24 protein-coding genes are annotated in these 24,667 nt (G+C 69.7%); 14 read left to right on the forward strand and 10 right to left on the reverse strand.

What is annotated here, in order from left to right; all coding sequences use genetic code 11:
• The first annotated feature begins 52 nt into the window (after positions 1-52).
• Positions 53-631, forward strand: coding sequence for a GAF domain-containing protein (locus E1288_RS20785; protein WP_132487581.1), 579 nt, complete (start codon positions 53-55; stop codon positions 629-631).
• A gap of 83 nt (positions 632-714) precedes the next feature.
• Here E1288_RS20785 and E1288_RS20790 read toward each other — a convergent pair whose 3' ends face one another.
• On the reverse strand, positions 715-2,169 hold the full coding sequence (locus E1288_RS20790; protein WP_235883703.1) for an acyl-CoA dehydrogenase family protein: 1,455 nt from the start codon (positions 2,167-2,169) through the stop codon (positions 715-717).
• A 971-nt stretch (positions 2,170-3,140) separates the two neighbouring features.
• Here E1288_RS20790 and E1288_RS20795 point away from each other — a divergent pair.
• From E1288_RS20795 to E1288_RS20820, 6 genes are all read left to right on the forward strand, one after another.
• Positions 3,141-4,037 carry a LysR family transcriptional regulator gene (locus E1288_RS20795; RefSeq protein WP_132487583.1) on the forward strand — a complete coding sequence of 299 codons (897 nt, stop codon included), beginning with the start codon at positions 3,141-3,143 and terminating at the stop codon, positions 4,035-4,037.
• 233 nt (positions 4,038-4,270) lie between these two features.
• Positions 4,271-5,464 (forward strand): CaiB/BaiF CoA transferase family protein, encoded by a 1,194-nt coding sequence (locus E1288_RS20800; RefSeq protein WP_408013663.1) that lies wholly within the window; start codon positions 4,271-4,273, stop codon positions 5,462-5,464.
• Positions 5,461-6,234 (forward strand): crotonase/enoyl-CoA hydratase family protein, encoded by a 774-nt coding sequence (locus tag E1288_RS20805; RefSeq protein WP_132487585.1) that lies wholly within the window; start codon positions 5,461-5,463, stop codon positions 6,232-6,234. Before E1288_RS20800 ends, E1288_RS20805 begins: the two co-directional genes overlap by 4 nt.
• The gene (locus tag E1288_RS20810) at positions 6,231-6,965 is read left to right on the forward strand and encodes an acetoacetate decarboxylase (protein ID WP_207954467.1); all 735 of its coding nucleotides are present in this window, start codon (positions 6,231-6,233) and stop codon (positions 6,963-6,965) included. Before E1288_RS20805 ends, E1288_RS20810 begins: the two co-directional genes overlap by 4 nt.
• 13 nt (positions 6,966-6,978) lie before the next feature.
• On the forward strand, positions 6,979-7,923 hold the full coding sequence (locus E1288_RS20815; protein ID WP_132487589.1) for a 3-hydroxyacyl-CoA dehydrogenase NAD-binding domain-containing protein: 945 nt from the start codon (positions 6,979-6,981) through the stop codon (positions 7,921-7,923).
• A 16-nt stretch (positions 7,924-7,939) separates the two neighbouring features.
• Positions 7,940-9,124, forward strand: a complete 1,185-nt coding sequence (locus tag E1288_RS20820; protein WP_132487591.1) for an acyl-CoA dehydrogenase family protein — start codon at positions 7,940-7,942, stop codon at positions 9,122-9,124.
• 358 nt (positions 9,125-9,482) lie between these two features.
• Here the strand turns inward: E1288_RS20820 and E1288_RS20825 are convergent, their stop codons facing one another.
• Positions 9,483-10,892 carry an MFS transporter gene (locus E1288_RS20825; RefSeq protein ID WP_235883696.1) on the reverse strand — a complete coding sequence of 470 codons (1,410 nt, stop codon included), beginning with the start codon at positions 10,890-10,892 and terminating at the stop codon, positions 9,483-9,485.
• Between the two features lie 60 nt (positions 10,893-10,952).
• On the opposite strand from E1288_RS20825, the gene E1288_RS20830 reads away from it, so the two are divergent.
• Positions 10,953-11,477, forward strand: a complete 525-nt coding sequence (locus tag E1288_RS20830; RefSeq protein WP_207954459.1) for a winged helix-turn-helix transcriptional regulator — start codon at positions 10,953-10,955, stop codon at positions 11,475-11,477.
• A gap of 296 nt (positions 11,478-11,773) precedes the next feature.
• Positions 11,774-13,174 carry a hypothetical protein gene (locus tag E1288_RS20835; protein WP_132487595.1) on the forward strand — a complete coding sequence of 467 codons (1,401 nt, stop codon included), beginning with the start codon at positions 11,774-11,776 and terminating at the stop codon, positions 13,172-13,174.
• Here the strand turns inward: E1288_RS20835 and E1288_RS20840 are convergent.
• From E1288_RS20840 to uvrB, 5 genes are all read right to left on the reverse strand, one after another.
• The gene (locus E1288_RS20840; RefSeq protein WP_165968193.1) at positions 13,137-13,655 is read right to left on the reverse strand and encodes a VOC family protein; all 519 of its coding nucleotides are present in this window, start codon (positions 13,653-13,655) and stop codon (positions 13,137-13,139) included. The two genes, E1288_RS20835 and E1288_RS20840, sit on opposite strands and share 38 nt — an antisense overlap.
• 44 nt (positions 13,656-13,699) lie before the next feature.
• On the reverse strand, positions 13,700-14,092 hold the full coding sequence (locus E1288_RS20845; RefSeq protein WP_132487597.1) for a type II toxin-antitoxin system VapC family toxin: 393 nt from the start codon (positions 14,090-14,092) through the stop codon (positions 13,700-13,702).
• Positions 14,089-14,361 (reverse strand): type II toxin-antitoxin system VapB family antitoxin, encoded by a 273-nt coding sequence (locus tag E1288_RS20850; protein ID WP_132487599.1) that lies wholly within the window; start codon positions 14,359-14,361, stop codon positions 14,089-14,091. The genes E1288_RS20845 and E1288_RS20850 overlap by 4 nt, the downstream gene beginning before the upstream one ends.
• 27 nt (positions 14,362-14,388) lie before the next feature.
• Positions 14,389-15,510: an FAD-dependent oxidoreductase gene (locus E1288_RS20855; RefSeq protein WP_132487601.1), complete on the reverse strand. Its 1,122-nt coding sequence runs from the start codon at positions 15,508-15,510 to the stop codon at positions 14,389-14,391.
• A 144-nt stretch (positions 15,511-15,654) separates the two neighbouring features.
• Positions 15,655-17,811 (reverse strand): excinuclease ABC subunit UvrB, encoded by a 2,157-nt coding sequence (uvrB, locus tag E1288_RS20860; RefSeq protein WP_132487603.1) that lies wholly within the window; start codon positions 17,809-17,811, stop codon positions 15,655-15,657.
• 108 nt (positions 17,812-17,919) lie between these two features.
• Between uvrB and E1288_RS20865 the strand changes: the two genes are divergently transcribed.
• The 3 genes from E1288_RS20865 to E1288_RS20875 all read left to right on the forward strand — a co-directional run bounded on the left by E1288_RS20865 (position 17,920) and on the right by E1288_RS20875 (position 19,655).
• Positions 17,920-18,351: an SPW repeat protein gene (locus E1288_RS20865; protein WP_132487605.1), complete on the forward strand. Its 432-nt coding sequence runs from the start codon at positions 17,920-17,922 to the stop codon at positions 18,349-18,351.
• Between the two features lie 94 nt (positions 18,352-18,445).
• Entirely contained in the window at positions 18,446-19,042 is a 597-nt protein-coding gene (locus E1288_RS20870; protein ID WP_132487607.1) for a DUF402 domain-containing protein, read from the forward strand.
• 106 nt (positions 19,043-19,148) lie between these two features.
• Positions 19,149-19,655: a hypothetical protein gene (locus tag E1288_RS20875; RefSeq protein WP_235883697.1), complete on the forward strand. Its 507-nt coding sequence runs from the start codon at positions 19,149-19,151 to the stop codon at positions 19,653-19,655.
• A 309-nt stretch (positions 19,656-19,964) separates the two neighbouring features.
• Here E1288_RS20875 and E1288_RS20880 read toward each other — a convergent pair whose 3' ends face one another.
• Together E1288_RS20880 and E1288_RS20885 are read right to left on the reverse strand one after the other, a co-directional pair.
• Positions 19,965-20,615: a response regulator gene (locus E1288_RS20880; protein ID WP_207954460.1), complete on the reverse strand. Its 651-nt coding sequence runs from the start codon at positions 20,613-20,615 to the stop codon at positions 19,965-19,967.
• Positions 20,612-21,766 carry a sensor histidine kinase gene (locus E1288_RS20885; RefSeq protein ID WP_235883698.1) on the reverse strand — a complete coding sequence of 385 codons (1,155 nt, stop codon included), beginning with the start codon at positions 21,764-21,766 and terminating at the stop codon, positions 20,612-20,614. The genes E1288_RS20880 and E1288_RS20885 overlap by 4 nt, the downstream gene beginning before the upstream one ends.
• 183 nt (positions 21,767-21,949) lie before the next feature.
• On the opposite strand from E1288_RS20885, the gene E1288_RS20890 reads away from it, so the two are divergent.
• Together E1288_RS20890 and E1288_RS20895 are read left to right on the forward strand one after the other, a co-directional pair.
• A complete protein-coding gene (locus E1288_RS20890) occupies positions 21,950-22,498 on the forward strand; it encodes a GlcG/HbpS family heme-binding protein (protein WP_132487609.1) in 549 nt (182 codons plus the stop codon).
• Positions 22,499-22,559: 61 nt separating this feature from the next.
• Positions 22,560-23,315, forward strand: coding sequence for an ankyrin repeat domain-containing protein (locus E1288_RS20895; protein ID WP_235883699.1), 756 nt, complete (start codon positions 22,560-22,562; stop codon positions 23,313-23,315).
• 7 nt (positions 23,316-23,322) lie between these two features.
• Here E1288_RS20895 and coaE read toward each other — a convergent pair whose 3' ends face one another.
• Positions 23,323-24,513, reverse strand: a complete 1,191-nt coding sequence (coaE, locus tag E1288_RS20900) for a dephospho-CoA kinase (protein WP_132487691.1) — start codon at positions 24,511-24,513, stop codon at positions 23,323-23,325.
• Positions 24,514-24,667: the final 154 nt, after the last annotated feature.

The raw sequence follows: 24,667 nt of genomic DNA on the forward strand, positions 1-24,667 counted from the left end.
GACGGACGTGACGTTGACAGCACACAACTGCGCACAGGGATGGAGTTCTTCTTTGAATACCTACGATCCCCAGGGGACGACCACATTCGACGACCAGGGCAATCGCATGCTGGAGCCCCAGGAGAGCGACAAGGTCGTGCGGTTGCGGGTGGCTCGACTGCGGGAGCTCGGCCTGCTGGGCCTGCAGCGGGACGAACAGCTTTCCGGCTTCGCGGCGAAGATGACGGAGACGTTTCAAGCTGCCGTCGCGGTGGTCAACATCTTCGACGCCACGAATCAGAATTTCGTCGGCGCCCACATGCAGGCGGGCGGAGATGCTTCGAGCCTCACGGGCATGCCGAAGAACGTTGGTTGGTGCCCGCACACGCTAGCGCGGAAAAAGGCGTTTCCGCTCGGCAATGTCATGGCCTACCCGCGTTTCGCAGGGAACGTCCTCGTCGACGAGATGGGCGCGAAGTCCTATCTCGGGGCGCCGCTGATCGACGACACCGGCACCGCCTTGGGCACGGTCTGCGTGGTGGACATCGTGGAGCGGGACTGGAACATGTCCGACGTAAACGCCATCAAGACGTTCGCCAAAGACGTGGTGCAGGGGATCTACCACCGGCAGGGCCGGATCGCGTTGCCCTGATCGCCGACACCGCGGTGCAGCTCGCGTGGACAGTCCGTGCGAGCTGCACCGCATCCGTGTCGTGCGGTGGGATCACGGCGCCGTCAACGCATGAGCAGCGGATCCACGCAGTGTTCTTCGTCCGGTCTGCGCTGGTCGACGTCGCCGATCGTCTCCTCGTATCCAGCGATATGGCTGAGCAGCGTCGACACGGTCGGAAGCTCCAGTTCCACGTCGCGCCGTGCTTCCGTCAGCCGCTGGCGCAGTTTGCGCTCACACCACTGGGCTGTGTACGCGTGCATCTCGGAACGGGTCGCCGTCGAGCTCGTCAACGCGGCCAGGACAGACCAGCACAGCAGGTCCCCGAGCACGTTGTAGAGGATGTGTTGTTCCCGCTCGGTGACGGCGCGGCGGGCAGTGAACGAAGCGGCCTCATCGACGAGGTCGGTTACCTGCCGGGATGTGGAGAAGGAGTGGACGAGTTCACCGAAGCCGGCCGGGTTGCGGTGGAGCATCTTCCCGACGTAGACGGTGATGGCCTCGGTCGCTCCTTCGAAGATCCGGAAGAGGCGGTAATCCCTGAAGAACGGCCCGACGATGTTCGTGTCCAGGAAGCCTCGCGCTCCCAGCATCTGCAGGCTGCGGTCCACGACCGTGAACATCTCTTCTGATGCGACGATCTTCGCAACGAAGTACAGCAGTTCTGGCGGCTGCTCGCCCATGTCAAGCTGGGACGTGAGGTGATCGAGCAGCGTCTCCACCGCCTGGGTCGCGGCCACCGCTTCGGTGAGAATCTGCTGAGTCCGGCCGTTGTCCACCAGCAGGCCCGTGGCGACGGTGCGACGCGTGGCGTACCGTGCCGCCACCTCCAGCGATCTTTTCATCGCTCCGACGCTGCCCGCGGCGAGAACGAGCCGCGCGAGCATGAAGGCCGCGTTCGCGGCGGTGATCCCCTCGCCTTCGGCGCCGAGCATCCCGTCCGCCGGCACTCGCATGTCCTTGAAGGTCAAGATGTTTTGCGGCACGGCCTTCAGGCCCAAGGTCAGCAGCTCGGGACCGGCGGTGAAGCCCGGAGTGGTGGTGTCGACGACGAAGCCGGCGTATCCCAGTCGCCTGCCCTGCTCGTCGCAGAGCCGGGTGAAGACGTTCAGGTAGTGGGAAGCGGCGCCGAGGCTGATCCACCGCTTCGTGCCGTTGATCGTATAGCTGCCATCCCGGTTCCTGATCGCGCAGGTGGTCATGCCACGCAGGTCCGAGCCCATGCCCGGCTCGCTGGCCGCGCTCGTGGTCAGGCTCTTTCCCTGGGCCAGCAACGGAAGGACGTCGGCTTTGACTCGGTCAGATGCGTGCTGCATGATCGGCGGGATGCCGACCGCGTTCTGCACGGCGGTCATGACGAACAGGTTGCAGTCGATGGCTGCGAGTTGTTCCATGATCCGGAACGTGTCCCGGTAGCTCAGTTCCTGCCCCTGGTACCGGCGTGGAACCTGAAGCCCCAGCAGCCCGACGTCGGCGAACTCGGGCACTACGCCGAGGTCGACGGATCGACGCTCGTCCATTCGCCGCGAGTCGAGTCGTTCCCGCGCGTACCAGCGGAGGAATTCCAGTATTTCCACGGCTTTGCCGGACGGCATTGCGGTTTCGGCAGGGAGATTCCAATGCAGTTCTTCATTAGAGGTCCTGTCGAAAGCGCGCTGGTTCAGGTCTGATGTCACTGCTCCTCCGGTGGACTTGGTGTGACCTCGTCGGAAGGTGTACGTGGCGGTGTGGTGCCGGGAATCGGCCCTGCCCTCGCTGTACCTCCGCCGGAACTCCGGCATGTCCGACACGGCACCACGGGCGACGTGCTCTTGCCGGTCGAGTCCATACGCTCCTCCTATGTGGACCGCTCGGCGATGATCTCGTTGCGACGTCATGACGGGAAATGGCCGGTTCCGGGATTCCGGCGCCTGCCGGGCGCGGGTCGTCGGGGCGCGAAAAATACCCCGCAGGAAGCGATTCCACGCAGGCGAGTTGCGAAGAGTCTTACAGCGTAAAGGCGACTCCTCGGCCGATGGCCGCTCGGTCCGCGAACGCCGGCCGCCGGTCGACGCGGCACGACGGGGGCCACGACGCCCAGCCGGCGAGCGGAAATGTCGGGGTCGGCCCGCGATGCGCACCGACCGCCGGCAGCAGCGCCCCCCGGAGCTGCGGAGAGGCATGCCCGCACCCATCGGGAGCACCGACGCGAAGCGGCAGGACGGCGCCCATGCGCATCTCCGATCCAAAGTGGCCCACTGCACCCATTCAACTACGAACAGTGAGATTAAACTAGCTCGCCTTACTTCTTACGGGTACCACCTTTAAGGTGACCGAACCGGCATTTCACTCGAACTTTGTTACATAGAGCGATATTCCCTTTTCCTCGCGGGATTGCGACATCGCCTCGGCCGGCCTGGGTGATCATCGACGAGACGATCATCACTCTTCTCCCCTGCCGCATCCGGCGGACGCGTTCGCGCACCCGAGCAGCGGAGTAACCTACTGCTTGATGGAGATGTTCCACCTGCGCTACTTCGTGGCGGTCGCGGAGAACCTGTCCTTCTCCAAGGCCGCCCGGCAGCTGCACATGGCGACCTCGCCGCTGAGCCAGCGGGTGCGGGACCTCGAACGCGACCTCGGCTCGGTGCTGTTCGAGCGGGACTCGCACCACGTGCAGCTGACCGACGCCGGTGCGGCGCTGCTGCCGATCGCCAAGGACGTGCTCGGTCGCTTCGACGACGTCCCGTGGCGGCTGCGCGAGGCGATCAGCCCGCAGCGCGCCGTCGTCTACATCGGCATCCCGCCCGGCCTGCACTCGTCGATGCGGCAGCGGCTCAGGTCGTTCGAGGACCGGTGCGCCGCCGAATGCGACATCAAGCGCTGGCCGAGCGGCAGCGACGACCTGCTCGCCGGGGTGCAGCGCGGCGAGCTCGCGGTCGCGCTGGTGCACCTGCCGGTGCACGCCGAGGGCATCGAGGTGTTCGAGCTGATGCGCGAGCCGCTCGGGGCGGTGCTCCCGGCGGCGGAGTTCGGCTCCCGCAGCTCGGTCTCGCTCGCCGAGCTGGCCGACTACACCTACGTCAGCCCCGCACCGCGGATGCTGCCGACCTACTACGGGGAACTGCTGGTGCGGTTGGAGGCGGCGGGAATCCACCGGCGGATCACGCTCGACACCGGCGATTACGGCAGCACCAGCGAATTGGTGGCGAACGGATCGGCATTCTCCATTTCGATGCTGGATCCGGAAAGCGGGATGCACAAGCACCGCAGCGAGAACACCGTCGTGCTGCCGTTCGAGGATTTCGACCCGAGCCTGGCGACCGGCATGATCTGGCGCCGCGACCGCGCCGAAAGCCAGCCCGATCTCCGCCGGCTGATCGACGAGGCCAAGCTCGCCCTCCGCTGATCACGCGCCGGGTGCGCAATTTCGCGAGGAATTGACCATTGCCCGGATGAACGTCGAATTAATTGGACCCCTCCCGAACAGGGCGACCATCTGATTGGCGTGACCGCCGCGGTCATGCCATTGTTCGCGCATCGGTGCCGCTGATCAATTGAACCGCCACCCCATCCCGGCCTAGTGTAGTTAGCGAAGCAAACAAAAGCCGGGACAGCTCCCCTTTCCCACCTGGAGCGGCGATGATGACGAATTCCGCACCGAGCACCGAAGGCAGGTCCGGCCCGCTGGCCGGCGTCCGCGTGATCGACATGGCCACCGTGGTGATGGGCCCCTACGCCGCGCAGATCCTCGGCGACCTCGGCGCCGACGTGATCAAGATCGAATCACCGAAGGACACCGCGCGCTTCGGCACCCTGCACCGCACGCCCGGCATGACGCCGCTGGCCCTCAACGTCAACCGCAACAAGCGCAGCGTCAAGCTCAACCTCAAGGACGACGCCGACCGGGACCGCGCGCTGGAGCTGATCGGCAGCGCCGACATCCTGATCACCAACATGCGGATCGGCGCCCTGCGCCGCCTGGGCATGGACTACGAGAGCCTCGCCGCCGCCAACCCGCAGCTGGTCTACGCGCACGCGCAGGGCTTCCGCCCCGACTCCGACCGCGCCGAACTCGCCGCCTACGACGAGACGGTGCAGGCGGCCTCCGGGCTGCTGGACGTGGCGCAGCGCGCCGGCGACATCGGCGAACCGGTGGTGCTGCCGAGCATCTTCGCCGACAAGGTCGCGGCGCTGACCATCGCCTACTCGGCGCTCGCGGCGCTGGTGCACCAGCGGGCCACCGGGCGGGGTCAGCTGGTCGAGGTGCCGATGGCCGACACGCTGCTGGCGTTCAACCTCGTCGAGCACCTGCAGGGCCGCACCTTCGAACCGCCGATGGGCCCGACCGGCTTCGCGCTGTCGATGAACAAGGGCCACCGGGCGCGGCCCACCAAGGACGGCCTGGCCATGATCATCCCCTACTCCACGCAGAACTACCGCGACCTGTTCTGCGCCGCAGGCCGACCGGACCTGGCCGAGGACCCGCGGGTCAACGGCGAGTTCGTCGACGCCCGCCTCGACGGCGAGGCGATCTCCGAACTGGTCGAGTCGGTCACCCCGAGCCTGACCACCGAGGAGTGGATCGAGGTGTGCACCAAGCACAGCATCCCGGTCGGCCCGGTGCTCCGGCTCGACGAGGCGGCCGACGACCCGTACGTCCGCGAAGGGCACCTGCTGGACGTCGCCGAGCACCCCAGCGAAGGCAGCTACCGCGTCGTCGGGGTGCCGATGAACTTCTCCGCGACGCCGGCCTCGGTCCGCAGGCACGCCCCGCTGCCCGGCCAGCACACCGACGAGGTCCTCGCCGAACTCGACGCGCGGAGGCTCGCATGACCGCCCCGAACACCGCGGTGCAGACCGAAACCGCCGGCTCCGCGCTCGTGATCACCATCAACCGCCCGGCGGCGCGCAACGCCATCGACGCCGCCGCGGCCCACGGCATCGCGGCCGCCATCGACGAGCTCGACGCCAACCCCGACCTGAGCGTCGGCGTGCTGACCGGCGCGGCCGGCACCTTCAGCGCGGGCATGGACCTCAAGGCCGCCGCGCGCGGCGAGTCGCCCACCGCGCCGGGCAAGGGCTTCGGCGGCCTCACCGAGGCCGAGACCGGCAAGCCGCTGATCGCCGCGGTCGAGGGCTACGCCATGGGCGGCGGGTTCGAGCTGGCGCTGGCCTGCGACCTGGTGGTCGCAGCCGAGGGTGCGCGGTTCGCGCTGCCCGAGGTCAAGCGCGGGCTGATCGCCGGTGGCGGCGGCGTGATCCGGCTGCCGAAGCGGATCCCGCACCACCTGGCGATGGAACTGCTGCTCACCGGCCGCGCCATCGACGCAGCGCGGGCCCGCGACCTCGGCCTGGTCAACCGGCTGGTGGCCGACGGCGAGGCCGTCCGGGCCGCGCTGGAGCTCGCCGCCGAGGTCGCCGCGAACGCGCCGCTGGCGCTGGCTGCGGTCAAGAACGTCGTCCGGCTCGCCGACGGCATCTCGGACGCCGAGGCTTTCACGTTGCAGCGCAACGAAACTCGCGCCCTCCGGGAGTCCGCGGACTTCGCCGAAGGAGTCCGGGCGTTCACCGAGAAGCGCACTCCGAAGTGGACGGGACGTTGAACCGCGAACAGATCCTGCACAGCCTCAACACGCCGCTGACCAACCCGGCCTACGCACCGGCCGTGGCGCGGTTCACCGATCGCGAGTACCTCAACATCGTCTACCGCACCGATCCCGAGGCGCTGCGGGCGGTGGTCCCGGAGCCGCTGGAGTTCGACGAACCGCTGGTGCGCTTCGAGATCATGAAGATGGGCGACGTCACCTCGTTCGGCCCGTACGTCGAGGCTGGGCAGGCGATCCCGGTGCGCCTCGGCGACGAGCACGGCGAATACCTGCACGCCATGTACCTCGACAACTTCCCGGCCACCGCGGCCGGTCGCGAGGCCAGCGCCTTCCCGAAGGTGATGGGCAGCCCGACGCTGTACGTCGACAACGCCGCGCTGGTGGGCACCCTGGACTACGGCACGCTGCGGGTCGCGACCGCGACGATGGGCTACAAGCACCACCCGCTGGACCTCGACGAGGCCAAGGCGCAGATCACGACGCCCAGCTACATGCTCAAGATCGTGCCCGGCTACGACCACCGGCTGCGCGTGTGCGAGCTGGTGCGCAGCCAGATCACCGACGTCGTGGTGAAGCAGGCCTACACCGGCCCGGCCCGGCTGCAGCTGTTCGAGCACGTGCTCGCGCCGGTGGCGGACCTGCCGGTGCGCGAGATCGTCTCGGCGAGCCACATCCTCACCGACCTCACCCTGGGCGGCATCGAGCCCGTCCACGACTACCTGGCCTGACCGGGAGGACATCATGCATCCACAATGGACGAAGGTGGCGGTCGTCGGGGCCGGGACCATCGGCCTGTCCTGGGCCGCGCTGTTCGCCTCGCGCGGCATCGAGGTGCGCATCAGCGATCCGCGCGATGACCTCGCCGACGTGGTGCGCGACGCGATGCCGATGCTGGCCGCGAGCATTCCCGGCGCCGACACCGACGATCTGCTCGGCCGCATCCGGCTCACCGGCGAGCTCGCCGAGGCCGTCGCGGATGCCGAGCTGGTGCAGGAGAACGGCCCGGAGCGGCTGGAGTTCAAGCGGCGGCTGTTCGCCGACATCGCCCGCCTCGCGCCGGAGAACGCGGTGCTCGCGTCCTCCAGCTCCGGCATCATCGCCTCGGCGATCGCCGCCGAACTGCCCGACGAGGTGGCCGCCCGGCTGCTCGTCGCCCACCCCTTCAACCCGCCGCAGGTGGTGCCGCTGGTCGAGATCGTGCCCGGCGAGCGCACGGCGGAGCCGGTCGTAGCAGCCGCGACCGAGTTCTACCGGGCGCTGGGCAAGACCCCGGTGCGCCTGCACAAGGAGATCCCCGGCTTCGTCGCCAACCGGCTGCAGAGCGCGATCATGCAGGAGTCGATCTTCCTGGTGCAGGGCGGGGTCGTCCGCGCCGACGAGCTCGACGAGGTGATGAAGGCGTCGCTCGGCGGCCGCTACGCGGCGGTCGGCCCGTTCGAGAGCTTCCACCTCGGCGGCGGCCCCGGCGGGATCCGGCACATGATGGCCCACCTCGGCGTGGGCATGGCGGAACGCTGGAAGGACCTCGGCCATCCGGAGCTGATCCCGGAGACCATCGCCGCCATCGCCGACCAGACCGAAGCGGCCTACGGCGCAGGCCCCGAGGCGTACCGGGAGCGCTCCGAACTGCGCGACCGCAAGCAGAACGCGCTCAACACCGCACTGCACGACATCGAGCACAACTGATTTGAGGATCATCGCAATGCCCAAGCCCGCCAATGCAAATCCTGACTTCTTCGGCTTCTACGACCTGCTGAGCGAGCCCGAGCGAGCCGAGCTCGCCGAGATCCGCGCGTACCTGGAGCGCGAGATCAAGCCGCTGGCCAACGCCGCGTGGGACAAGGCCGAGTTCCCGTTCGAGGTCGTCGAGAAGTTCGCCAAGCTCCAGCTGGCCGGCTACCAGTACCCCGAGTACGGCGACGGGAAGCAGCGCAGCCCGCTGTTCACCGGATTCCTCAGCCTGGAGCTGAACCGGATCGACCCATCCCTGGCGGTGTTCTCGGGTGTCCACACCGGACTGGCGATGGGCAGCATCTACAACGGCGGCGACCAGGAGCAGCGGGACCGCTGGATCCCGGACATGGCCGACATGACCAAGATCGGCGCGTTCGCGCTGACCGAGCCGGAGGGCGGCTCCGACGTCGCCGGCGGCATGCGCACCACCGCGCGCCGCGAGGGCGACAACTGGGTGCTCAACGGCGCGAAGCGCTGGATCGGCAACGGCACGTTCGCCGACCTCGTCGTGGTGTGGGCGCGCGACGAAGCCGACGACCAGGTCAAGGGATTCGTCGTCGAGAAGGGCACGCCCGGCTTCACTGCCACCAAGATCGAGGGCAAGATCGCGCTGCGCACCGTGCAGAACGCCGACATCGTGCTCGACGACGTCCGCATCCCGGAGGCCAACCGGCTGCAGAACATCAACAGCTTCCGGGACACCGCCAAGGTGCTGGCCAAGACCCGCGGCGGCGTGGCGTGGCAGGCGCTGGGCGTGGCGGTCCGCGCCTACGAGCTGGCCCGCGAGTACGCGGTGCAGCGGGTGCAGTTCGGCAAGCCGATCGGCGGGTTCCAGATGATCCAGGACCTGCTGGTGAAGATGCTCGGCAACGTCACCGCGATGTTCGGCATCGTGGTGCGCCTCAACGAACTGGTCGCGCAGGGCCGTGGCGGCGCGGAGCAGGCGGCGCTGGCCAAGGCGTTCACCACCACGAAGATGCGCGAGGTGGTGGCCTGGGCGCGAGAGCTGCTCGGCGGCAACGGAATCGTGCTCGACTACGAGGTCGCGAAGTTCTTCTCCGACGCGGAAGCGGTCTACTCCTTCGAGGGCTCCCGCGAGATGAACACCCTGATCGTCGGCAAGTCCATCACCCGCCTCAGCGCCTTCGCCTGATCGCCGTCCTGAAAGCCGTCGCCTGAGCGGCTCCGGCCCCGTGAGTGCTTCGGGTGCATAGGGCGCCCCAAAGCACTCACGGGTGCCTACTTCCGCAGCGGACCGAGCTCCTCGACGACCTTGGCGAAACGTCGGTCTCGGAGCTGGTGCGCCAGATCAGCGACCACCGCACCGGGTCGACGTCGCGGATGGCGCGGTAGGCACCCGCTCCGCGGTCCTGCCGAAGTGCAGCTCCTCGGCAAGCGTCAGCAGTACCTCGACATCCCGCAGCTCCCCGTCGGTCCCCACCGAAATCCGGCCGCCAAGCCAACCGGCGCCACAGTAATGCGGCGCGCCGGGTGGCCGCGGCCGAATGCGCTCATCCTCGTTCACGCCCGAACCGGACCAGCGCCAGCACGGCGGCGGCACCGACGAGGGAGACGACGCCGGTGAGGACGGCTACGTGGTTCCAGCCGGACAGTCGGGCGGCGATGTCGTCGTGCGGGGCGGCGGCGAGGACACCGACGACGGTGACCCCGATCGAGGCACCGACGTAGCGGGTGGTGTTGTTCATCCCGACCCCCACCGCGGCCCGGTCGGGCGGAATGGTCGCCGTGGCCTGCCGTCCCAGACCGGCGTTGAGCACCCCGGTGGCGACGCCTGCCACGAGAAGGCCGGGAATCAGCTGCCCGGCGGTCGAATCCGCGCCGAGCCCGGTGAGCATCAGCAGGCCGACACCCGTGGCCGCGAGCCCGATGGCCAACTGCGCCGTGCCGGTCAGCCGCGCGACGAGCCGGCGGCTGAGCACGGCCGAAACGGCGCTGGTGCCGGACCACAGCCCGAGCAGGGCACCGGCTTCCAGTGTGCTCATCCCCATGCTGGTGACGAGGAAGGTGCAGGCGAACGACATCAGTGCGATCACACCGGCGCCGGTGACCGCGGCCGCCGTCGCGGCCGCCGCGAAGTCACCTCGGCGGAACAGCGCGAACTCCACCATCGGCGACCGGCTCCGCAGCTGGCTGATGGCGAAAGCCGTCAACGCGACCGCCGCACCACCGGCGCAGAGCAGTGCCGGCCGGAGTCCGCCTTGGCGCACTTCGACCAGCGCGACCAGCAGCAGCCCCAGCCCGCCGGTCATCAGCGCGGCGCCGAGCAGATCCAGGCGCCGGCCCGGGATCACCGCCGTCTCGGAGAAGCACCACCGCGAGGCGATGGCAATGCCCACGCCGACCGCGGCCAGCAGCCAGTACGGCGCGCTCCACAAGCCGGCGAGATCGAACAAGCCGGTCATCAGCGGGCCGAGGGCGATGCCGAGGCCCATGCTCGCGCCCCACCAGCTGGCCGCCGCCGAGTGGGCTCGGGCGTCGCTGTTCACCGCGGCGACGAGCCCCAATCCGGTAGCGATGACACCGGCCGCGCCAACGCCTTCGACGAGTCGCCCGATGACGAATTGCGTCGCCGTGGCCGAGGTGGCGCACACCGCGGAGCCGACCGCGAACACGTACGCGCCGAGTTCGAAGACCCTGCGGCGGCCGGTCTGGTCGGCCAGTGCGCCCGCGGCCAGCAGGCTCACCGCGAGGCCGGTGCTCATCGAGCTCAGGATCCACATGGTGGCTCCCGGTCCGGCGGCCAGCGCGCCGGTGAGCGTCGCCGCGTTCCCCAGCGGACCCGAGTAGGCCAGCATCGCCCCGAACGTGCTCAGCGACGTCAGGATGAGCGCCGCCGCGAAGGACCTGCTCGCACCGCCGGTGCGCCGATTCGTGGCATCGCGAAGACTTAGTCTGTTCACCAGACCATGCTCGCACGGCGATGGTCTGGTGAACAGACCGCATCGCGGTACAATCGCGTCGTGGCACTCGGAACCGGATACGACCAGCAGGGTTGCTTCCTCGCTCGCGCGCTGGAAGTGGTCGGAGAGCGCTGGACCCTCCTGATCCTGCGCGACTGCTTCTACGGCGTGCGCCGCTTCACGGACCTGCGCGAGCACCTCGACATCTCCCGAGCCGTGCTCACCGACCGGCTCGACACCCTGGTCGAGGCGGGCGTGCTGACCCGGGACGATGCGGGCGGACACCCGGAGTACCTGCTCACGGAGGCCGGCCGGGCGCTGTGGCCGGCGATCTTCGCCCTGTCCAAGTGGGGCGAGCGGTACACCAGCGGGCCGCATCCCGCCCGGATCTTCAGCCACGCGGCATGCGACGCCGACATCGACGAATCCGGACGATGCCCCGCGTGCGGCCAGCACCCGGGCCCCGACGACCTCGTCGTCCGCCTCGGCCCCGGAACGAACGCGATGCACCGCAGCGACCGCGTAGCCCGAGCCCTGCAGAACCCCCACCGAATGCTGACCCCGATCGGCACCGCGACCGAGTAAACGACTCTCCGAGGCCAACCTGGGACACCGACCGGGACGACGGCCCCGGCCTGCCGCCGCGGCGAGGTCACCAGCGACCGACCACAGTGGACACGGCCGTCCGGGCCGACGGCCGCCGTCCCGTCACTGCACGCAGAACTCGTTGCCCTCTGCAATGCCCGAGTTTCGGCACTGTTTTAGCGCACGAAGTCGCGGCACCGTTCTCGCGGCGCCGTTCTCGATGCGGGTGAGTAATCCGTGGGATGGCTCCCTCCCTATGATGCGGCGAGAAACGCCGCAGGCGGAGGAGATCCCCGGTGAGTGACGACGGAAACCAGACCAACCCCTGGCATTTGTACGAGTACGAAGTCGGGCTGGCCGGTGAGACCGCGCGTGCCTGCGTTCACTCCCTGACCTCGTTCCTGATCGGCCTGGGTTGCGCCTTCGCGCTGATCATGGGCGTTGGCCTTCTCGCCGAAGAGGACCTGCTCGATGATCCCGGCCTCGAGGAGGCCGTCGACCACCTCAGCCGCATGAGCATGGGCGTTCTGCTGGCGTTCGTGCTGGTCGTGTGTGCCGCTGGTGCGGTGGCCAGCTTCCTGCGGGAGTCGACCACGTCCAAGGCGATCGTCAACGCGGCCGCGCGGGGCGCGTCCCGCTACGCCGTTCCTTCGCCCGACCAGGTTCGGTCCGTCACCGGCAAACCTGCGGAGGCGCTCGCCTTCTTCGGCTGGGGGAACGCGGCCCTGGCCGGCTTGCTGGGGGTGATCGGGCTGATCGTGGTGCTGGCGGAAGGAGACGACGCCGAGAGCATGCTGATCTTCTCCCTCGTCACCGGCTACGCCTTGATCATGGCCTTCGTCGGTTATGCCAGTTCCCATCTGCTCACCCCGGCCCACGAACGTCGCCATGCCCGGGTCGCCGCGCATTGGAGTTCGAACGACGAAGGACACGCCTGGAAGCCGGCGAAACAAGCACGCCGTGACGGTGCGGGCAAGAAGACTCCGTCCAGGCCGTCGATCGCGAAGCGGTGTCTCTACGGTGCCGCGGGTCTCTGGCTCGGCGGCGCCCTCGCGCTGCAGATGTCGGTCTTGACGCGCTGCACGAGTACTCCGGGGATCGGGAGGTACGAGTGCGAGGAGACCACCTACTCCTCGCCGATCGAGACCCTGATCGCCGGGGGAGTCTGGATCTTCGCGGTCCTGATCTCGTTGGGCGTGCTACTCGCGGCCATCGGCGTGCTGTTCGACTGGAGGCAGCGCAGGTCCGAACGTGCCGAGCTGCGCACGAGGTTGGCCGACCCGAGATCCGAGCGCCCGGCCGAGGACCTGCTGGCTTACCACTCGCAGCGGCAGACACATCCGCTGGCGCGTGTCGGCACGACGATGTCCGGGGCGGGCCTGGTGTTCAGCACGTCCTCCTACCTGGTCGGCAACGGTCTGGGACTGGGCTCGGAGGACGTCTTCGCCGCCTATCGCACCGAATCGCTCGCCGCGATGGTCGTCTCGGTGGGCATGTTCGTCGCCGCCCTGCTCGGCACCGGCATCGTAAACGTGCGCGGTCGCGAACTCCGCAACGCGCTCATGGAACGCTGGCCCTCGCCCCCTTCGTGGTCGGCCGATAGCAACGGGAAGGTACAGCGCGCCAAGCGCGGCCCCGCACTGCACGGCTCGCGCGAGGTCAAGGTCGGCAAGAACAAAACCTCGGGCCAGCGGTGACGCGCACTTTCCTTGGACGGCGGGTTGTTCGGAGGCGGCTCGCCAGGACGCAGAACTCGTTGCCCTCGGGATCCTGCAGGACGATGCAGTAGCCGTTGGGTTCGTCCACCTCGCGGACGTAGGTGGCGCCCGCCGCCTTGAGACGCTCGACGTGCTCGGCGATGATCCGGCGGCGCTCGGCGGTCTTGTCGAGCGCCAGGCCACGCTGGCTGACGTTGACGTCCAGGTGCACCTGGTTCTTCGCGGCCTTGCCCTCGGGCACGCGCTGGAAGAAGACCCGCGGCCCGTCGCCCGCCGGATCCATCACCGCGGCGAAGGCGTCCCACTTCTCCTCCGGCAGCCCGATCTGCCGCCCGAACTGCGCCCACGACTCGAATCCCGGTGGCGGCGGCTGGAGCTCGTACTCCAGCGCAACAGCCCAGAACGCCGCCAGCCGCGCCGGATCGCGGGCATCGAAGGTCACCTGAAACGCCAGGCCCATCACGACCACCTCCGACGCGGACCATAGCCTCGGGCACCGACAGGTCAGACGGCCGCCAGGACGACGTCGGTCTGCGGGAAAGCATCTCCGACGCAGAGCAGCGGCCGCCCGGTCACGGAGGCGACCGCGTAGGTCAGGCAATCGCCGAAGTTCAGCCCCGCCGGGTGCCGCCCCTTCCCGAATCGCTCGTAGGCCTCGACCGCGACCTTCCAGTGCCGCGCCCCGCAGTCGATGACCTCGACCCCCGCCTCCTCGAAGAAGCGCGCGAGCAAGGTCCGTCCGACCACGCCGAGCCGAGCGGCGAGGACGATCCCGGTTTCGGCGGCGGTCGGCCCGCCGACGCCCACCTCGTCCGCCTCCGCGAGCGACTTGAGCAGGCGCTCATGACCGTCCTCCTTGAGGAGAATGGCCACGATCGCCGAACTGTCGAGGATCACACGCCCTCCGGTCCGTAGCCGAGAACCGACTCGCGTTCCGCCCGGGTGACCGGTCGCCCCAGCTCGGAATGCGGCACCTGCGGCCAGGCCTCGTGCTCCAGGAACCTCTTCAGCCGGGCTTCGCGGTCGGCCCGGCGAGCCTGCCGCAGGAGCCGTTCGAGGCGCTCTTCCAGCGAGTGCCGAATCGCACCCGTCTTCGTCTCGCCCGCCAGCTCCGCGACCTTGGCGGCCAGCTCCTCGGTCCGCCCATCCTTGATATTGAGCGCCATGACACCATGGTACCGATCACGGCACCTTTACACCATTCGCTGCAGCTCGGTGTTCCAGTCCAGCCAGTCCGCCGGGTCTCCGTCGGGCTGGGCGTCGGCGTGGCGCAGGCCCAGCCGTTCGACCTCTTCGACGCGTTCCGCGTGATCGGGGGCGAGCGCTGCGCTCAGCTGCGCGCTGCGAGCGGTGTTGCGCTCGACCCTCGGCCTTCGGAGCCGCTCGTAGCTCTCCAGGCTCCCGTGGTCGCGCAGGGCCTTGGCCAGGACCACGGCGTCCTCGACCGCCATCGACGCACCCTGGCCCGTGGCCGGGGATGCTGCGTGCGCCGCGTCGCCGATAAGCAGCATGCGGCCGTTGCGCCAGCGCGGCGTCGGCACGAGGTCGTGGGCGTTGGTGGCGAACACGGTGCCGGTGGCCGCGACGATGCCCGCCGCTGGAGTCGCGTCCGGGCGCAGTGCCGCGAGCAGCCGGTCCCGCATGGCCTCGGCGCTTTCCGCGCCGTCCAGCGGCGGCGCCGGCAGCCGGCTGAACCAGTACGTCTGCCCTTCCGGCGAGACCGCGTAGCCGAAGGCGCTGCGGCTGCCCCGGATCATCTCGATGCGCGCCGGCTCGTGCGGCGGCGCGGCGTGGTCGGCGTAGCCGTAGAAAACCTGCTGGCCCACGTAGCGCTTCGACACGGGGTCGACCAACGGGCGCACCGCCGAGTTCAGCCCGTCGGCGCCGAGGAGCAGATCCCCCGCGACCTCCCGGCCGTCGGCGAAGCGCGCCACCACTCGGTCGCCGTCCTGCTCGGCGCCGACGAACCGCGCGCCGTACTCGATGGGCAGACCTCGGCGATGGACCTCCACCCGCAGCGCCTCGCACAGCTCGGCGCGGCGCAGGCAGCGGAACTCACCATCCAATGTGGACACCGCAGCCTCGGTGCCGTCGCTGCCGGTGAGCCGCAGCGAGGTCAGCGGGAAACCCGCCGCCGGCACGACGCCGATCTGGCGCAACGCCAACAAACCGTTGGCCGCCACCGTCAGGAACGCCCCGATGTCCGCGCCGCTGTCCGGATGCGCCTCGTGCACGCTCACGCCGAACCCGGCCTTGGCCAGCGCCAGCGCGGCCGACGTGCCCGCGATCCCGCTCCCGACGACGACCACGCGCATGGCGACTCCCCAGCTGCCGACCCGACGATTGCTCGCTCGCGATCACCGTAGTCCAGCTCGGAGGACCGCCGTCGGGATCGCGCTCGGCCGAGAGCCCCGGCAAGCACGTCCACCACCGAGATCGGGCCGGTCGCCGACGCGCCGTCACTCGATTCCGGCGGCGTCCATGCCGCGGATCTCCTTCTTCAGGTCGTGGATCTCGTCGCGCAGCCGCGCCGCCAGCTCGAACTGCAGCTCGCGGGCCGCGTTCATCATCTGGTCGTTGAGCTGCTGCACCAGGTCCGCCAGCTCCGCGCGCGGCATCGACTTGATGTCGCGGTCCTCCAGCAGCCCGGCGCTGGCCACGGACTCCCCGGTCGGCTTCTTGCCGCGCGAGACGTTGCGGCCGGAACCGCCGACGGCCACCGACTCCTCGGTGTCCTCGGACTCGGAGTACACCCGGTCCAGGATGTCGGCGATCTTCTTGCGCAGCGGCTGCGGGTCGATGCCGTGCTCGTCGTTGTAGGCCATCTGCTTGGCGCGGCGCCGGTTGGTCTCGTCGATGGCGTGCCGCATCGAGTCGGTGATCCGGTCCGCGTACATGTGCACCTGGCCCGACACGTTCCGGGCCGCGCGGCCGATCGTCTGCACCAGGCTGGTGCCGGAGCGCAGGAAGCCCTCCTTGTCGGCATCCAGGATCGACACCAGCGAGACCTCCGGCAGGTCCAGGCCCTCGCGCAGCAGGTTGATGCCGATCAGCACGTCGTACTCGCCCAGGCGCAGCTGCCGCAGCAGCTCGACCCGCCGCAGCGTGTCCACCTCGGAGTGCAGGTACCGCACCCGGATGCCCAGTTCGAGCAGGTAGTCGGTGAGGTCCTCGGCCATCTTCTTGGTCAGCGTGGTGACCAGCACCCGCTCGTCGCGCTCGGCGCGCTCCCGGATCTCGTGCACCAGGTCGTCGATCTGACCCTCGGTGGGCTTGACGATCACCTCGGGGTCGATCAGCCCGGTCGGGCGGATCACCTGCTCCACGAACTCGCCGCCGGCCTGCGCCATCTCGTACGGACCTGGCGTCGCCGACAGGTACATCGTCTGGCCGATCCGATCGGAGAACTCCTCGAAGGTCAGCGGGCGGTTGTCCAGCGCGCTGGGCAGCCGGAAGCCGTGCTCGACCAGGGTCCGCTTGCGGGACGCGTCGCCCTCGTACATGCCGCCGATCTGCGGCACCGTGTAGTGCGACTCGTCGATGACCAGCAGGAAGTCGTCCGGGAAGTAGTCGATCAGCGTCGCCGGCGCCGACCCGGCGGGGCGGTCGTCGATGTGCCGGGAGTAGTTCTCGATGCCGGAGCAGAACCCGACCTGGCGCATCATCTCGATGTCGTACTGGGTGCGCATCCGCAGCCGCTGCGCCTCCAGCAGCTTGTTCTGCTTCTCCAGCAGGCCCAGCTGCTCCTCCAGCTCGGCCTCGATGCTGCGAATGGCCTTGTCCATCCGGTCCGGGCCGGCCACGTAGTGCGTCGCCGGGAAGATCCGCAGGTCGCGCACCTCGCGCACGACCTCGCCGGTCAGCGGGTGCAGGTAGTGCAGCCGGTCGATCTCGTCGCCGAAGAACTCCACGCGCACCGCGAGCTCCTCGTAGGCCGGGATGATCTCCACGGTGTCGCCGCGCACCCGGAACGTGCCGCGGGCGAACGCGATGTCGTTGCGGGTGTACTGGACGTCCACCAGCGCGCGCAGGAACACGTCGCGGTCGATCTCGCCGCCGACCTCCAGCGGGATGGCCCGGTCCAGGTACGACTGCGGGGTGCCCAGGCCGTAGATGCAGGACACCGACGAGACCACGACGCAGTCGCGGCGGCTGAGCAGGTTCGACGTGGCGGAGTGCCGCAGCCGCTCGACGTCCTCGTTGATCGACGAGTCCTTCTCGATGTAGGTGTCGGTCTGCGGGACGTAGGCCTCGGGCTGGTAGTAGTCGTAGTAGCTGACGAAGTACTCGACTGCGTTGTCCGGGAAGAAGCCGCGCAGCTCGTTGGCCATCTGAGCGGCCAGCGTCTTGTTCGGCTCCAGCACCAGGGTGGGCCGCTGGATGCGCTCGATCAGCCAGGCCGTGGTCGCCGACTTGCCCGTACCGGTGGCCCCGAGCAGCACGACGTCCTTCTCGCCGGAGTTGATCCGGCGCTCCAGGTCGGCGATCGCCTGCGGCTGGTCGCCGGCGGGCTGGTAGTCGCTGACCATGCGGAACCGGCTGTCGGCCCGCGGGATGTCGCTGACCGGCCGGAACTCGGAGCGGGCCAGTACGGGGTACTCAGTCGCGAATGCCACGACAACCAATGTACGAGCCCACCCCGACATCGTGTCGCGTCACGGGGTGCTCAAACGGCCACCAGGGCAGATAATGGATTGCGTCACCCCAGTGCAGGAGGTGGTGTGATGTCGAGCAGCGCACCGATCGCTGGGCATCCGGATCTCACCGAGATGCGCCTGCGCTACGAGCGGGCGGCGGAAACTCCGACCGCTCAGGTGGCGGACGGCTTCACCGTGCTCGGTGGCCTGTTCGTCGCATTGTCGCCGTGGATCACCGGCTTTCACGCAATGACGCCGTCGTTGACGCTGAACAACCTGGTCACCGGTCTGACCGCGACCGTTCTAGGGCTCTCGTTCGCGGCCGCCTACCACCGCACGCACGGCATCGCCTGGACCGTACCGGTGCTGGGTGTGTGGACGATCGTGGCCGTATTCATCATGAGCGGCACCGCCATCATGACCAGCAGCGTGCTGTGCAACGTGATCGGCGGAGCGGTCCTGATCCTCGCGGGTTTGGGCACGATGGCTCCGGCCTACGCCACCCGCGCGACGACCTGACCCCGACCGATCGGAGGTGAGGGAGCACAAGTGGTGAAGGAATAGCGGGCGCGACGACCTTCGGACGTCGCGCCCGCCCGCATACAGTGGCAGGGTGACCACGCAGCGCGAGATCGCCGAACAGCTCGGCCTGCCCGTTCACCCGCCGAAGGTCGAGGTCTTCGACCTCGTGGCGAACACCAACACCGACCCCAAGGGCCACGTGCGCCCCGTGACGCACTACGCGCGCGAGCCCTTCGGCCTCTACCTGGCCCGTCCGATGCCCGGGCATCCCCGCATCGCCGCCCTCGAATCCTGGCTGCTGCCCTCGCTGGGGCTGCGCGTGACCCGCTGGTACTGGCATCCGGGCCACGAAGACGACGTGGACTACTACATCGACGTGGCGGACGTCGAGCCGGGCGAACGGCAGTGGCGGACCGTCGACCACTACCTGGACATCGTGGTGCGGGACGGGCGCGCGGCGGAACTGCTGGACATCGATGAATTCGTGATCGCGGTGCGCGCGGAACTGCTCGATCCGGAAACCGCGGAACGCGCGATGCGCCGCGCCTGCGCCGCCGTCGACGGCCTCGCGAGGCACGGGTACGACCTGCCGAAGTGGTTGCGCGACAACGGGATCGAACTGTCGTGGCGTGGGCAACCCGTCCAAGATCCCGTACCGGACCAGCGGACGCTACCGCCATCCCGGTGATGATCCCGCCACGCACCGAATCGATATTCGACGAGCTCTGAAAAGTTACGTTAAAAACTGGTGCTGTCGATCTTTCAACGCTGTTTTCCCGTTACTGTCTGACGCCGTGAGCGCTGCGATTTCACCCCAACTGGTTGAAGTTATCGACGTCTTCAGCTCGCAGCGTAGGCAGTCGTCCGGTGTCGTCGCGCCGCTGGAGGTCTGCCACGTCGAGCGCTGGGGACTCTCGGTGGAATGCCCGACACCGGACGCGGCGGACCACGCCGCCGAGATCACCTGGCTGCTGCCCGATCTCGGGCTGCGGCTGACCCGCTACCGCCCGCGTCGCAGGCACTCCCGCCGCGGGCCGAGCCTGCTCACCGCGGTCCACATCGAGCGCGAAACCCGGTCGTGGACCACCACCGACCTGCTGCTCGGCCTGGAGGTCGGAGAGCACGGTCGGCCGCGGATCACGCGCGCGGCCGAGTTCGCCGCCGCTGTCGACAACGGCCTGATCCGGCTCAGCGAAGCCGACTACGCGCTGCGCACGGTGCACCGCACGCTCGACGAGGTGACCCGCCACCGGGACATCAACCAGTGGCTGGCCCACCGGGGCATCTTCGACATCTGGTGACCAGAACATGTTTCCAGGCTCGTTCTGCGTAGCGGTGCGGGTAGCGGCCCCCCTGCGGGAGTTACAGAGGCCTTCTCGGCTGTGGGATCCCCGATTTGTGTATGACCAAATACGCGGCATCGGGGCTGTCCTCGCGAGAAGACCTCTGAGAACCCGCGGCGGTGCCGGTTGCGTACGTGGGCTAAGCGGCTGCGCCGCTTCAAAGACAAGACCAGCGAGGTCCCAGCCAGTCTCCCCAGCACTCGTGAGCGTTTTGGAGTGCTCTAGCGCTCCAAAACGCTCACGATCCTTGGCTTGCAGAGGCACCGGTCAGCGGGGCGGGCCGCCGTCGAGGCGGATGAGGCGGCGCTCGACTGCCGCGCTCACCGCCGCCATCCGGCTGTCCACCCCGAGCTTCGAGTAGATGTGCACGAGGTGCGTCTTCACCGTCGCCTCGCTGATGAACAGCTTCTTCGCCAGCTCCTTGTTGCCCAGGCCCTGCGCCAGCAGCTCCAGGATCTCCACCTCCCGGGCGCTCAGCGACTGCTCCGGCGCGCGGCTGCGCTGCAGCAGCCGGGACGCGATCTCCGGCGAGAGCATGGTCTTGCCCTGCGCGGCCGCCCGGATCGCCTGGAACAGCTCCTCCGGCGGGCCCGCCTTGAGCAGGTAGCCGGTGGCGCCCGCGTCGATGGCGCGGGTGATGTCGGTGTCGGCGTCGTAGGTGGTCAGCACCAGCACCCGCGGCGGGGTGTCCAGCGCCAGCAGGCGCCGGGTCGCCTCCACGCCCTCGACGCCGTCGCCGAGCTGGAGGTCCATCAGCACCACGTCGGGCCGGAAGGCGTCCGCCTGCCGCACGGCCTCCACTGCGGTCGCGGCCTCGCCGACGACCTCGATGCCCGCATCCCCGGCGAGCAGCGCCTGCAGCCCGGCCCGCACCACCGGGTGGTCGTCGACCACCAGCACCCGCACCGCGTCCGTCACGAGATCCCTCCCACCGGCAACGTCGCCGCCACCGCCGTGCCCTCGCCGGGCCGGCTCTCCACCGCCAGCGTGCCGCCCGACTGCTCCACCCTCGCCCGCATCCCGGACAACCCGTAGCCGCGCCCGGTGCCGGGGCTCGGGGCGGCGGGGTCGAAACCGGTGCCGTCGTCGCGCACGTCCAACGTGACCTCATCGTCCAAATAGGACAACGTCACCCCGGCGATGCTCGCCGCGCTGTGCTCACGGACGTTGGCCAGCGCGCCCTGGGCGACCCGCAGCAGCACCGCGTCGTCGGCCGCCCTGGTCGGCAGCGGCTCGCCCACCACCTCGAAGCGGACCTCCACGCCCGACTCCGCCGCAGTCCGGTCGGCCAGCTCGCGCAGCGCCTCCGGCAGCGACTGCCGTTCGAGCGCGGCCGGCGCGAGCCCGCGCACGAACCGGCGGGCCTCGGCGAGGTTGTCCTCGGCGACCTCGCCCGCGCGCCGCACGTGCTCGTTGGTGTCGCCGCCGCGCTCCGCCGCCTGCAGCAGCATCCGGATGCTGGACAGGCCCTGGGCGATCGTGTCGTGTATCTCGCGGGCCAGCCGCTCGCGCTCCCAGCTGATGCCCGCCTCGCGCTGAACTTCGTCCAGTTCACCGCGCGTGCGCACGAGCTGGTCGATCAGCGCCTTGCGGCGTTCGCTCTCCCAGCGCAGCTCCAGGAACACCGCGGTGGCCATCGTCGCGACGGCCAGCGGCACCAGCACGTCGACGACCTCGAACTTCGGCGCCAGCCGCAGCTGCCCGAAGATCACCGTCGCGGTCAGCAGCACCACGGCGATGATCAGCGGCTTGGGCCGCAGCAGTCGCAAGCAGACGAAGAACAGCGGCACCGCGCACCAGCTGAAGCTCGGCGCCACCAGCACCAGCGCGCACCAAAGGGCGACCACCGCGGCCAGCCACAACTGCCGCACGCGCTTGCTCTGCCCCCAGAAGACCACACCGAGCACGTAGACCACGACCAGCGCCCCGGAAAGGCCCAGCAGCAGCGGGGTCACGCCCGCCAGGCCGTGCGCGGCGACGTAGCGCGACGCCGAAGACGCGAGCAGCACGAAGAAGCCCACGTGCATCGCGCGGTACAGCCAGCCTCCCGGCCGGAGGTCCTCGGTCAATGCGGTCCTCTCGTCGCGTCGAAGACACGAACCTAAACGGCGCGCTGCGAGCCCGCATCAATGGATCGGTTGATCCGGGATCCACCGGGCAAGGCCGTCGAACGATCCTTTCCGACGACGTCCGGAGCCCTCCTGCGACGGAAGCTCGAAGCACAAGCCAATCGGACCTAGGAGCGAACTCCGATGCAGTCCACCACCCGCAACCGCGCCATCGTCGGCACCCTGGTCGGCCTCGGCATCCTCGGCGGCGCCACCGGCCTGACCGTCGCGCAGGCCGACCCGGTCCAGCAGCAGGCCCCGCAGCGCCCGCCGGCCGCCGTCCTGCAGCAGCCGGTGCTGAGCATCGACGCCGCCACCAAGGCCGCGCAGGCCGCGCTCGACGCCGCCGAGGCCAAGGGCCAGCGCGTCACCGTGTCCATCGTGGACCGCGCGGGCAACGAGCGGGTGCGCCTGACCGGCGACGGCGCGGGCCCGCAGAGCGGCGAGTCGGCGAAGCGCAAGGCGTTCACCGCGGTCGCCTGGGGCCGCGCGACCTCCGAGCTGGGCAAGCAGGCCACCGGCGACGGCGCCACGCTGCGCGACATCCCGGGCACGCTGTTCCTCGGCGGCGGCGTCCCGGTGACCGCCGGCTCGCCGATCGCGGGCATCGGCGTGGCCGGTGCGCCCAGCGGGGACCTGGACGAGGAGTTCGCCCGCGCCGGGCTGCAGGCCATCCAGGCCGAGCTGCGGTAACACCCCCGGGCCGGTCCCCGGTGTCGCCGGGGACCGGCCATCACCCGAGCAGGAGGACCCGATGAGGACCGCGCACACCGGCGCGATCGGTCGACGAGTGGCGGTCGGGATGTTCGCCGCGATCGCGCTCGCCGCCTGCGCCCCGGCCGAGCCGCCGACGGCACCAGCGACTCCCCCGCCGCCCGCGGCACACCAACAGCCCGCCCCCGAGCAGCACGCGCCCAACCCCGCGGCGGATCAACAGCTGCTGAGCGCCGCCGACGACGGCGATCTCGAGCAGGTGCGCGTCGCGCTCACCGCCGGGGCCAACGTCGAAGCCCGCGACGAGCGCGAGCGCACTCCGCTGCTGCTGGCCGCGCTCGCCGATCACGTCGACGTCGCCCGCGAACTGGTCAAGGCCGGTGCCGATCCGGACGCGCAGGACGACCGCCGCGACAGCGCCTTCCTGGTCACCGGCGTGACCGGCAGCGTCGCCATGCTCGAAGCTCTGCTGCCCGCCAACCCGGACTTCACGGTGACCAACCGCTTCGGCGGCATCGCGATCATCCCGGCCAGCGAGCGCGGCCACGTCGACTACGTGCGCGCAGCGGCCCGCGCCGGCCTGAACGTCGACCACGTCAACCAGCTCGGCTGGACTGCGCTGCTCGAAGCAGTGATCCTCGGCGACGGAAGCCGCCCGTACCAGGAGATCGTGCAGATCCTCCTCGACGCGGGAGCGGACGCGAACATCCCCGACCACGACGGCGTCACGGCGCTCCGGCACGCCGAGAACCACGGCTACGCCAAGATCGCCGAGATCCTCCGCTCCGCGACCTGAGGCGAGCTCAGCCGGCCCAGCCGGTGTGCTCGGCCCACTGCCATGCCCTGGGGAGCGCCTCCGCGAACCAGGGTTCCTTGGCGTCCGCGTAGGCGCCGTGGTCCGGGTCGGCGGCGTGCTCCGCCGCCACCTTCCGCTTGAGCGCGAGGTATTCGTCGCGGGCGGCTTCGTCGGCGCGCAGCCACGCCGGGAACAGCAGGGCGACGCGCTGACCCGGCGTTCCGTCGACCCGGACGTGCAAGTTCGCGTAGCGGCCTGGGTCGGCCGACACGTGGATCCGCTTCTCCCAGAGCGCCGGATCGGGCGCGAAGGTGTGCGGGGTGTCGCCGAGGATGCCCGGCAGCACCGGGAAACCGGCGTCGCCCAGCGGCCCGGCGAGCGCATCCGCGTCGGCCAGCGACCGGACCGTCAGCTGCAGGTCGATGATGTCCTTCGCGGGCAGGCCGGGCACCGAGGTGGAGCCGACGTGGTCGACCCGCACGGCCTTGTCGCCCGCCGCCCGCTCGATCCGGGCGATCAGCCGCCGCGCCTGCCGCGGCCAATCCGGATCCGGATCGACCAGCTCGGGCGACCGCTTCGGCGGGCGGCGGCGCAGCCGCACGTTCTCCTCGAACGGCACCAACCGGTCCCGCCACAGCGCATCGACCTGGGCGTGCACGGCATCGACCGAACCGCTGTTGTCCAGCCACACGTCCGCGACCTCGCGCCGCTGCTCGGTGGTGGCCTGCGCGGCGATGCGGGCGCGGGCGTCGTCCTCCGACAGACCGCGGTCGATCAGCCGCCGCACCCGGTCGGGCTCCGGCGCATCGACGATGACCACCAGGTGGTAGTTCGGCGCGTAGCCGACCTCGACGAGCAGCGGCACGTCGTGCACCACGACCGCGTCGGCGGGCGCCTGCGCCATCCGCTCGGCCGTCAGGTCGCGGATCTTGGGGTGCGTGATCGCGTTGAGGTCCGCGCGCGCTTCGTCGTCGCCGAAGACCTTGCCCGCCAACGCCGGGCGGTTCAGCGCGCCGTCGGCGTCCAGGATGTCCTCACCGAACCGCTCGACGAGTTCGGCCAGCCCCGGTGTGCCGGGCTGCACCACCTCGCGGGCCAGCGCGTCGGCGTCGATGAGCACGGCGCCGCGCTCCACCAACCGCCGGGCCACCGTCGACTTGCCGGACCCGATTCCACCGCTCAGTCCCACCCGCAACACGAAACCCATCTTGCCAGCCCACCGGGACCGAGCGGGCCGAAGGTGTGCAGCGAACGGCCTGTCCGCCTCGACAGACGAGACGAACAGGCCGTTCACCTCGACAACTCCAGGGAACGCGCCGCGGGTTCCGGAAAAGAAGCACGGCCCCGCACCT

The sequence above is a fragment of the Saccharopolyspora elongata genome (assembly GCF_004348985.1).
In the GTDB taxonomy this organism is placed as follows: domain Bacteria; phylum Actinomycetota; class Actinomycetes; order Mycobacteriales; family Pseudonocardiaceae; genus Saccharopolyspora; species Saccharopolyspora elongata.